Raw genomic sequence first — 10746 nt, 5'->3', positions numbered from 1 at the left:
GGGTGCGGCCGCGCGGTCCGGCCCGGTCTCCGCCGAGGACTTCGGCCGCGCCGCGTCACCGGGCGCGGTGCGCCTGGCGGCCCATCTCGCGGCGATGGCCCCGGTGAGCGTGCCGGTCATGCAACTGGTCCACGCCTGCCTGGACGGTCAGCGCGGCCTGGCCCCGCTGGCGGAGGTGCTGCTCGGGGGACTGCTCCAGCCGGTGGCGCCGCTGGGAGAGCCGTGGGAGGGCGGTCGGCACCGCTTCTTCGACTTCACGGCGGAAGCGAAGGATCTGCTGCTGGACGCGGTGCCGACGTCGGACCTCATCGACGTGGGCGACCGGGTGGGGGAGCGGATCGAGGCGCTGGTCGGGCGATCGTCGGACTTCCCGGCGTGGCTGATGCCTCCGCCTCCTCCGGAGGGGGCGGACGACGACGGCGCGTCACGCCCGTTCGCGCGGCTGGGGCCGACGCTTCAGCGGCGGTTCGGGCTGGTGCCGGAGGTGGCCGTGGGCTCCGCTGTGGCCTTGCGGCCGGCAGAGGAGTGGTACGCGGCGATTCCGGACGGCGCCCTGAGCACGTCGTTGATGGTGCTGCTCGGTGCTGCGGGCTACTCCAGCGAGAGTTACGCGCGGGAGATCGGGGTGGCGGAGGCACCGCTTGCCGAGTATCTGGACGGCACCACGGTTCCTCCCTGGTCCCTTGTCGAGTCTCTGCTGCGACGACCGACGGGGCCGCGACGTCCGCCGGCCGGCATCAGGGACGCGGTCCGCGACCAGTATGTGGCCCGCGTGTTGGCCACCGCTCCGGAGGCGGTCCGTGAGGCATTCGCGGAGATGCGGCACACCATGCGCCTGTCGAGCGTTCCCCGGGACGCTGAACTGCTCCTGCTCAGGGTGCTGGGTTTCCTGGTCGCGCCGCCCTGGGACAACCCGTACACCGGAACGCCGCTGTTCCAGGCCGAAATGCTCTCCCGCAACCTGAATCAGTTCGGGATCGTGCTGGAGAGGGAGAACAGCCGGGGTGAGTCCTCCCTGAGCCGCGAAGACATGATCTGGCGTACGGACGGACTCTCCATCCCCATCGGAATCGAAGCGTCCCGCCCCTGGGAGGACGTGATGGACGGGTGGGCCGTCCAGGAGATGGGCGCGTCGGCTCCCGTGTCGTTCCTGATCGTCGTGGACGACAGCAACGATCCGGAGGGTCCGACTCCACTGCGCGAGTGCGCCACGCTGTTGCTCAGCGCTTCCGGAGCCCTGGTCGTGTTACGCCACCACGCTTGGCGGGGCATGCCGGAAACGGTTGCGCCTCCCTCCGGCCTTCCCTCCGGCCCTGTCTCGCCGCCACCGTCACAAGAGCCTGGTGTCGTGACGCCCCTGCGGACGTCCTCCGACGCCAGGACCGCGTTCTCCGCGGCCCTGTCCCTGCTCTACAGCCAGGCGGGTTCCCCCACCCAGGCCGCGCTGAGCAGCCGGGTCAGCGCCATGTCAGGCTCCGTGTCCGTGGCGAAGTCCACGGTCGGTGCGTGGCTGCGGGGAGAGACCGTCCCGTCGTCGGGTGCCGTTTTCGCCCTTCTTGTCACCTATCTGCGGCAGTTGGCGCGTGAGCGCGGTCATCGGCCGCTCACGATCGCGGAGTTCGAGACGATGCGTGCCGCCGCAGTCCGGAATCAGGTCACGTCGAACCAGTTCGAGCGCGGGGTGTGCGTGGCCGTGAGCATTGCCGGCTACGCGGATAGGAGCGAGCGCGGCCAGAACGCGGAGCGGGAGATTGTGCGTGACCTTGTCTTCCACGCTGCGGCGGCTACCGAGGTTCCGTACTACGAGAGTCACGACATGGGGGACGGCCTGCACTTTGTCTTTTACGGTCGCCTGGACGAGCCCGCAGTCGTCTCCGCGTTCCTCGATGATCTCTCGGCGGGCGTGGCCCGGGCCTATGCCAAGCGACAGCATCCCGGTATTCGGGTGGCGGTGGATCGGGGGCCCATCCGGAGGACCGAGTCGGGGGCCATAGGCGCCGTAGTGATCCGGGCTGCTCGTTTGCTCGACTCTGTGGCCCTACGCGAGAGTTTGTTCGGGTGGCCGTCCCAGCAGTACGGGCTCATCGTCTCCGAGGCGCTTCACCCCGAGGTCACCCGCAGACTGCCCGGACGATTCGAGCCGGTGCACGTGGGCGCGAAGGACATGGTGATCAAGGCTTGGCTGCGTACGCCCCCGCCCCGCGCACAGTGGGTCGGGAGCCCGGAGCGCTCGAACGCCGTACTGGTGGGAACGGCTCACTATGCGCACCTACCGGACCTTCCCGGGGTCGCCGAGGGGGTCGGCGCGCTGGCGGAGTTGCTCAAGGACACGGCGGGCGGCGCCTTCGCCGCGCACCGCACGACCGTGGCGCTCGACGTGCCGGACGCCGCCCCAGTCCTGGCCGCCATCGCCGACGCGGCCGACGCGGCCACGCACACGCTGCTGGTCTACCTCGCCGGCCACGCGTTGGTCGAGTCCGGCAGGGGGAGGGTCACCTTTCTCCTGCCCGACACCGAACCGCACGCGATGCACGTGGATCTGGACTACGGAGAGGTCGCCAGGATCGTCCAGCGGAGCGCCGCGCAACACAAGGTCGTCATCCTCGAATGTTGCGTCGGCAGGAAGAAGGCCGCCGAGGGGTTCATGTTCGGCACGCCCCTGGACCCTCCGGGGGGAGGAGCCGCGAGTCTCCGGGCGGGGGAGGGTACGACCGGCAGAAACGTCGTGCTGGCGGCTTTATGCGCCCCTTCCTCCGAAAGTGGTGAGCGCGTCGGGCCTCTCTCGCCCTTCGCGGGCGCCGTAGTCCGCGTTCTGGAACAAGGCGTTCCCGGGGGGCCCGAGCACATCGGCGCCGATCTGCTCCACGACCAGGTGGCGGGGGCGTACCCGTCGATCAACGTGGCGCGATGGTCGTGGGGCGAGTCCGACGCCCCGGAGGCCCCCCTCGCCATCAACCGCGCCCACCGCCCTCCACCCGCCCCGGTTCGCGACGCCCACTGAGTCGTCGTGTTCTACTTCGGTGACGGCCTCCGCCGACCCGCCACCGCAGAGAAGTGAACCACCAGCAGTGCGACTCAACGATCTCGACGAACGCATCGTCCACGCCCTCGCCGAGGACGCCCGCCGTTCCTTCGCGGACATCGGGGCGCTCGTCGGGCTGTCCGCGCCGGCCGTCAAGCGGCGGGTCGACCGGTTGCGGGCCGAGGGGGCGATCACCGGGTTCACCGTACGGGTGGACCCCGCCGCGCTCGGCTGGCAGACCGAGGGATTCATCGAGATCTATTGCAGCCGCAACACCTCGCCCGAGGCCATTCACCGGGGCCTGGAGCGTTACCCGGAGATCGCGTCGGCCTCGACCGTGACCGGGGACGCCGACGCGATCGTCCAGGTCTTCGCCGCCGACATGCGCCACTTCGAGCAGGTGCTCGAACGCATCGCGGGTGAGCCCTACGTCGAGCGGACGAAGTCGGTGCTGGTGCTGTCGCCCCTGCTCAGGCGCTATTCGTCGGGGTCGCCCGGCGCCCCGGGTTCACCCGCGCGTCACGGCTGAGACCTCCCGCGCAACAAATCGCCGCGCCCACCCGTCCCCGCGCAACAGATCGGTGGTCGGCGCGCAACGGACGTCTCTTGTCCCGGCCGGGCGGCGGCCCGTACGGTCGAGACGTCCCCCAGAACCTCTTTTCGTACCGTCCGAGGTCCCGCCATGCCGTCGCTCCGTACCGCCCTGCTCCAGAGCTCCGGCCGACCCGGTTCCGTGTCGGGCAGTCTCGCGGCGCTCGACGCGGCGGCCGGCCGGGCGGCGGCGGCCGGGGCCGGGCTGCTGGTCTGCCCCGAGATGTTCCTGACCGGGTACGCGATCGGCGACGACGTGGGCCGGCTGGCCGAGCCCGCCGACGGCCCCGGTGCCCGGGCCGTCGCCGCGATCGCCGCCCGGCACGGCATCGCGGTGGTGTACGGCTACCCCGAGCGCGACGGCGATCGGGTCTTCAACGCCGCCCAGGTTGTCGGCCCCGACGGGGCGCGGATCGCGAACTATCGCAAGACTCATCTCTTCGGCCCGTTCGAGCGCGCGCACTTCAGCCCGGGCGACCGGCCCGTCGTCCAGGCCGAGCTGGGCGGACTGAGGCTCGGGCTGCTGATCTGCTACGACGTGGAGTTCCCGGAGAACGTCCGGGCCCACGCCCTCGCCGGCACCGACCTGCTGCTGGTGCCCACGGCGCAGATGCACCCCTTCGAGTTCGTCGCCGAATCCGTCGTACCGGTCAGGGCCTTCGAGAACCAGATGTACGTCGCGTACGTGAACAGGGCCGGCCAGGAGGGCGAGTTCGAGTTCGTGGGACTGAGCTGCCTGGCGGGACCCGACGGCGCGACCCGGGCGCGCGCCGGACGCGGGGAGGAACTGCTCCTCGGCGAGGTCGACCCGGCGCTGCTCAGCGCCTCCCGCAAGGCCAATCCGTATCTGCTGGACCGCCGCCCCGGGCTGTACACGTCCCTCAACTGACACCCGGCCCGCTCTTTCCCACCCCCGCGCCAGTCGTACCCGCAAGGAGTCCGTACCCCATGACGGTGCCCACCGCTGTCGAGCACATCGAGCCGGCGCTGCCGCCGATCACCATGTTCGGACCCGATTTCCCCTTCGCGTACGACGATTTCCTCCGGGATCCGGTCGGCCTCGGCCAGATACCGGCGACCGAGCACGGCCAGGAGGTCGCCGTCATCGGCGGCGGGGTCTCCGGCCTCGTCGCCGCGTACGAACTGATGAAGATGGGACTCAGACCGGTGGTGTACGAGGCCGACCGCCTCGGCGGCCGGCTCCGTACCGTCGGCTTCGAGGGCTGCGACCCCGGACTGACCGCCGAGATGGGCGCGATGCGCTTCCCGCCGTCGTCCACCGCGCTCCAGCACTACATCGACCTCGTGGGTCTGGAGACGCGGCCCTTCCCCAACCCGCTGGCCGCGGGCACCCCTTCGACCGTCGTCGACCTCAAGGGCGAGTCCCACTACGCCCGGACCATCGACGACCTCCCGCAGGTCTACCGCGACGTGATGGCCGCCTGGAACACCTGCCTGGAGGAGGGCGCGGACTTCTCCGGCATGAACCGGGCCCTGCGGGAACGCGACGTGCCACGCATCCGGGAGATCTGGGCCCGGCTGGTGGAGAAGCTCGACAACCAGACCTTCTACGGCTTCCTCTGCGACTCGCCCGCCTTCAAGTCCTTCCGCCACCGGGAGATATTCGGCCAGGTGGGCTTCGGCACCGGCGGCTGGGACACCGACTTCCCCAACTCGATCCTGGAGATCCTGCGGGTCGTCTACACCGAGGCCGACGACCACCACCAGGGCATCGTCGGCGGCAGCGAGCAGTTGCCGCTGCGGCTCTGGTCGCGCGCGCCGGAGAAGATGACGTACTGGCCGGCCGGGACCTCGCTCAAGTCGCTGCACGACGGCGAGCCGCGCCCCGCCGTGACCCGGCTGCACCGGACGGCGGGCAACCGTGTCACGGTCACGGACGCGTCGGGCCGGATCCGTACGTACCGGGCCGCGATCTTCACCGCCCAGTCCTGGCTGCTGCTCTCCAAGATCGCCTGTGACGACTCGCTCTTCCCGATCGACCACTGGACGGCGATGGAGCGGACCCACTACATGGAGTCGTCCAAGCTGTTCGTGCCGGTGGACCGGCCGTTCTGGCGCGACGAGGCACGCGACGACCAGGGGCGGCCCACCGGGCGGGACGTCATGTCGATGACCCTCACGGACCGGATGACGCGGGGCACGTACCTGCTGGAGAACGGTCCTGACGAACCGGCCGTCATCTGTCTCTCGTACACCTGGTGCGACGACAGCCTCAAGTGGCTGCCGCTGTCGGCCGAGGAACGCATGGAGGTCATGCTCACCTCGCTGCGCGAGATCTATCCGCGGGTCGACATACGGCGGCACATCATCGGCAGTCCGGTGACGGTGTCCTGGGAGAACGAGCCGTACTTCATGGGCGCGTTCAAGGCGAACCTGCCCGGTCACTACCGGTACCAGCGGCGGCTGTTCACCCATTTCATGCAGGACCGGCTGCCCGCCGACAAGCGGGGGATCTTCCTGGCCGGGGACGACATCTCGTGGACGGCGGGGTGGGCCGAGGGCGCGGTCCAGACCGCGCTGAACGCGGTGTGGGGCGTGATGACCCACTTCGGAGGCCGTACGGACCCGTCGAACCCGGGGCCCGGGGACGTGTTCGACGAGATCGCGCCGGTCGAGCTGCCCGAGGACTGAGCGGGGGCGGGGCGGCGGCGGGGGCCGAGGCGGGGGTGGGCTTCCGCCGGACACGTATGTCTACAGCAGGTCCCATCCGTGAATCGTGTGCGAACCATTGTCAGTCGCAGAGGGCACCTCTACGCTCCAACGGTCTCGTTCGTGAATGTCATTCACATACATGATGATGGGAGCGCTCGATGAGCGGAACCCCCCGAAGGCGCCTGGGAACCCTGATCGCCGCCGCGTTCACCGCCGCGGCCGTCCTGATCCCGGCCGTCCCCTCCACCGCGGCCCCCGCCGTCCCCGCGACCCCGGTGATCGACGGGAAGCGGCTCCAGCAGGCCCGTATCGCCCTGGACAAGGGCGACCCCGTCCTCAAGAAGGCCCTCAAGTCCCTGACCGCGCAGGCCGATTCATGGCTCGGCCAGGGACCCTGGACCGTGGTCGACAAGCCCAGGCCCGCGCCCAGCGGTGATCCTCACGACTACCTGAGCCAGGCCCCGTACTGGTGGGCGTCGCAGCCCAAGACCCCCGAGAACCCGTGGGGTTGTCCGTACGTGCAGCGCGACGGCGAGCGCAACCCCGAGGTCGACACCGGCACCGACCGCCCCGACCTCGGCAAGGTCTTCAACTCGACGACCACACTCAGCCTGGCCTGGTACTACACGGGCCGGAAGAAGTACGCGGAGCAGGCGGCGAAAGTCCTGCGCACCTGGTTCGTCGACCCCGTGACCCGGATGAACCCGAACCTGAACCATGGGCAGTTCATTCCCTGCAAGTACGACGGCCGGGCTATCGGCATCATTGATTTCAGCCAACAGTTCAGCTCAGTTTTGGACGCGCTCGCGATCCTCGACACGGGCGCGCCCGGCTGGACGAAGCGCGACCGCGACGGAATGCGCGCGTGGAACAAGGACTTCCTCGGCTGGCTGGTCAACTCTCCCTTCGGCAAGGAGGAGTCGGCGGCCAAGAACAACCACGGCACCTTCATGGATCTCCAGGTGGCGTCCCTCGCGCTGGCCACCGGCGACAAGGCGCTCGCCCGCACGACGGTCCTCGACTCGCGGGCCCGGCGGATCGATCCGCAGATCGCGGCCGACGGCAGCCAGCCGCAGGAACTGGCCCGTACCCGCAGCTGGCACTACTCCACCTTCGACCTGGTGGCGTACACGCGCCTCGCCGCCATCGGCAAGCAGGTCGGGGTGGACCTCTGGGCCCATCAAGGGCCCCAGGGGCAGAGCCTGTTCAAGGCCGTCGACTATCTGCTGCCGGCCGCGACCGGGGCGGCTGCCTGGCCGCATCCGGAGCTGGAGTTCTACCGGTACGCGGCGAGCGACGTCGTCCACGCGGCGGCCGACGCCGGTGACAGCAAGGCGCTCGCGGCCGTCCCGCTGCTCCAGGCGCCGCCCGGCGGCGACGTCTGGGCGTTGCGGCCCGCGGCGGAGCAGCTGGACTCGATCGCGGGCTAGCTCTGAAGGGGTGCGGGCGGGACTCCTGCGCGGATGCGCGAGGCGGATAGGATAAAAACATCCATACCGGCCATCTCGGCCGTCTCGCACCGCCCGGGAGTCCCCTCGTGACCGCTGGCACCCAGCCCACCACCGACCACGTCGACTTCGGCGTCCTGGTCCCGCTCACCGTGTACTTCGACGACTTCGACCCGATGGGCCTGCTCCACAACAGCCGCTACGCGGTGCTGGTCGAGCGCGCCTGGATCGCCTACTGGGAGAGCCAGGGATTCGGCGGCCGGAAGTTCGCCGCCGCCGAGGGCGACGAGTTCAACGTCGTCAAGGATCTGCACATCGTCTTCGACCTGGCCCTGGACCGGGCGGGGGAGTACGCCGTACACCTCTGGCTGGAACCACTCGGCCGTACGTCGGCCACCGCCGGCTTCCGCGTCTGCTCGGCCGACGCCTCGGTGACGTACGCCCACGGCACCCGTACGGTGGTCCGCCTCGACCCCCGGACCCTGCGGCCCGTCGCCTGGAGCGACCACGTCAGGTCGCTGTCTTCGTCGATGCTGCGTCCGGAGCCGGACCGCTGACCCCGGCCGGCCGCCGGTCGCCCGTCCGCAGCACCCCGGCGCCCGCGATCAGGCCGAAGGCCAGCACGGTCACCACCCCGAAGGAGACCACCAGCGACGTCGCGTCGGCGACCGCGCCGATCGCCGAGGGGGCGATCAGCCCCGAGGTGTACGTGATCGTCGCGACGCCCGCGATGGCCTGGCTGGGATTGGGCCCGCTGCGCCCGGCCGCCGCGAAGGCGAGCGGTACGACCACCGCCACACCCAGCCCCAGCAGACCGAAACCGGCCATGGCGACCAGCGGATGGGGCGCCACGACCACCAGGACCCCGCCCGCCAGGGCGAGTGTCCCGCCCGTCCTGACCGTCCGTACGGCCCCGAACCGGTCCACCACCCGGTCGCCCACGAGCCGCGCCACCGTCATCGTGAGGGCGAAAGCCGTGGTCGACGCGGCGGCGACGCCGGCCGAGGTGTCCAGCACGTCCCGGAGATAGACGGCGGACCAGTCGAGACTCGCGCCCTCCGCGAAGACCGCGCAGAACCCGACCGCCCCGATCAGCAGCGCCGACCTCGGCGGCAGCGCGAAGTGCGGCGGCGGCTCCTCGTCGGGCGCGCTGCGCAGGTCCAGGACCCGCCGGCAGGCCAGCAGGCCGAGCGCCGTCAGCACCAGCGCCGCGATCAGGTGGTGCAGCCGCGCGTCGGTGCCCAGGTGCGCGGCCACGGTGCCGGCGGCGGAGCCGATCAGCGCCCCCATGGACCACATGCCGTGCAGGCCGGACATGATCGACCGGTCGAGGCGGTTCTCGACCTCCACGCCGAGCGCGTTCATCGCGACGTCCGCCATGCCCGACGTCGCGCCGTACACGAAGAGCGCCAGGCACAGTACGTACAGGTTGGGCATCAGGGACGGCAGGATGAGGGAGAGCGTCCACAGCGCCAGCAGTATGCGCAGGGCCCGCCGCGCGCCGAGCCGGTGGCTGATCGCGCCGGCCAGCGGCATCGCGAGGGACGCGCCGATCGCGGGGAAGGCGAGCGCCAGGCCGAGCTGGCCCGCGCTGATCCCCGCGTGGTCCTGGATCCAGGGGATGCGGGTGGCGAAGCTGCCGGTCACGGCGCCGTGCACGCAGAAGACCGCCATCACGGCCCTCCGTGCCTGCCGCAACCTCGCTCCGTCGTAGACCGCTTCGGTCGTCATCGCGTCCAGTCCTCCCCTGCCGGTCGTGTGTCCTGTCACCCGTGCCGTCGATGCGGGGAGTAAATTATCAGGAACCCTGCCTGATAGATAGCGGGCCACCGAGGGAAAACACCCGCCGGCGATCTGGAAGGATCCCCGCATGGCCGCATCACCGAGCACCGCCCGTGCCATCAACGACCGGCTCGCGCTCCGACTCCTCCAGCAGGAAGGCCCGTTGACCGCCGGACAGCTGAAGACGATGACCGGGCTCTCCCGCCCCTCCGTCGCCGATCTGGTCGAACGGCTCCAGGGATCCGGGCTCGTCCACGTCGTCGGGGAGACCGGCGACCGCCGGCGCGGGCCCAACGCGCGGGTGTACGGGATCGTCGCCGACCGCGCCCATCTCGCCGCGCTCGACGTACGGACCCACAGCGTCTCCGTCGTCGTCGCCGACCTGCTGGGCGTCACCCTCGCCGAGGCCACCCTGCCCATCGGCAGCGACACCGCCAGCGAACCGGCCGTCGAGCAGGCCGCCGCCCTGCTGGAACGCACCGCCCGCGAGGCCGGGGCCGTACGCCTGCACAGCGTGGGCATCGGCGCGCCGGGACTGGTCGACCCGGTCAGCGGCGAACTGCGGGAGACCAGCGGGCTGCCCGCCTGGCACCGGCTGCTCGTCGCGGCCCTGCACGAACGGCTCCCCGCGACCGTCCTCGTGGAGAACGAGACCAATCTCGCCGCCCTCGCCGAACAGCGCCTCGGCGCGGCCCAGGGGCAGGACACGTTCGTCCTGCTCTGGCTCGGGCACGGCGTGGGCGCGGCCGTCATGCTCGACGGCCGACTCCGCAGAGGTGCCTCCGGCGGCGCGGGTGAGATCGGCTTCCTGCCCGTGCCCGGCACCTCGCAGCTGCCCTCCGCCCTCGCCTGCGACGGCGGATTCCACACACTGGCGGGCGCGGCGGCCGTCTGCGAACTGGGTGAGCGGCACGGCCTGACACCCGACCCCGGGCCCCAGGAAGTGCCCGCCGCGGCCTATGTGCGCGCCGCCCTGGCGGCGGGGGAGAAGGGCGAACCGTTCCTCGTCACGCTCGCCGAGCGGCTGGCCATCGGGGCGGCGGCGGTCAGCGCGGTCCTCGACCCCGGCCGGGTGGTCCTGGCTGGGGAGATCGGCCACGCGGGGGGCGCCGCCCTGGCCGCCCGGGTCGAGGAACGGCTCGCGGCGATGACCCCGCTGCGTACGGAGGTCAGGGCCGGGACCCTGGGCGGGGCGGCGGTCCTGCGCGGGGCGCTGCTCACCGCGCGGGA

7 protein-coding genes and 1 pseudogene are annotated in these 10746 nt (G+C 71.1%); 7 read left to right on the top strand and 1 reads right to left on the bottom strand.

Annotation, left to right across the window (positions count from 1 at the left end; translation table 11 throughout):
- The 6 genes and pseudogenes from GT042_RS16860 to GT042_RS16835 all read left to right on the top strand — a co-directional run.
- Positions 1–3001 (top strand): annotated as a pseudogene (locus GT042_RS16860) (caspase family protein); the annotation flags it as partial.
- Between the two features lie 67 nt (positions 3002–3068).
- Positions 3069–3551 carry an Lrp/AsnC family transcriptional regulator gene (locus GT042_RS16855; RefSeq protein ID WP_161309538.1) on the top strand — a complete coding sequence of 161 codons (483 nt, stop codon included), beginning with the start codon at positions 3069–3071 and terminating at the stop codon, positions 3549–3551.
- A gap of 153 nt (positions 3552–3704) precedes the next feature.
- Complete coding sequence (locus GT042_RS16850) at positions 3705–4502, top strand: carbon-nitrogen hydrolase family protein (RefSeq protein WP_161309537.1); 798 nt, start codon at positions 3705–3707, stop codon at positions 4500–4502.
- A gap of 59 nt (positions 4503–4561) precedes the next feature.
- Positions 4562–6265, top strand: coding sequence for an NAD(P)/FAD-dependent oxidoreductase (locus GT042_RS16845; protein WP_161309536.1), 1704 nt, complete (start codon positions 4562–4564; stop codon positions 6263–6265).
- 179 nt (positions 6266–6444) lie between these two features.
- Complete coding sequence (locus GT042_RS16840) at positions 6445–7716, top strand: alginate lyase family protein (RefSeq protein WP_161309535.1); 1272 nt, start codon at positions 6445–6447, stop codon at positions 7714–7716.
- A 107-nt stretch (positions 7717–7823) separates the two neighbouring features.
- Entirely contained in the window at positions 7824–8291 is a 468-nt protein-coding gene (locus tag GT042_RS16835; protein WP_345943798.1) for a thioesterase family protein, read from the top strand.
- Here GT042_RS16835 and GT042_RS16830 read toward each other — a convergent pair.
- Complete coding sequence (locus tag GT042_RS16830) at positions 8245–9465, bottom strand: MFS transporter (RefSeq protein ID WP_161309534.1); 1221 nt, start codon at positions 9463–9465, stop codon at positions 8245–8247. The genes GT042_RS16835 and GT042_RS16830 overlap by 47 nt on opposite strands.
- A 139-nt stretch (positions 9466–9604) precedes the next feature.
- On the opposite strand from GT042_RS16830, the gene GT042_RS16825 reads away from it, so the two are divergent.
- On the top strand, positions 9605–10746 hold a 1142-nt coding region (locus GT042_RS16825), incomplete at its 3' end, for an ROK family transcriptional regulator (protein ID WP_161309533.1).

Origin of the sequence: Streptomyces sp. SID3212, from assembly GCF_009865405.1 — a bacterium.
Taxonomy (GTDB): Bacteria; Actinomycetota; Actinomycetes; order Streptomycetales; family Streptomycetaceae; genus Streptomyces.
The sequence above is the reverse complement of the archived record's forward strand: the minus strand, read 5'-3'. Positions and strand labels throughout refer to the sequence as shown.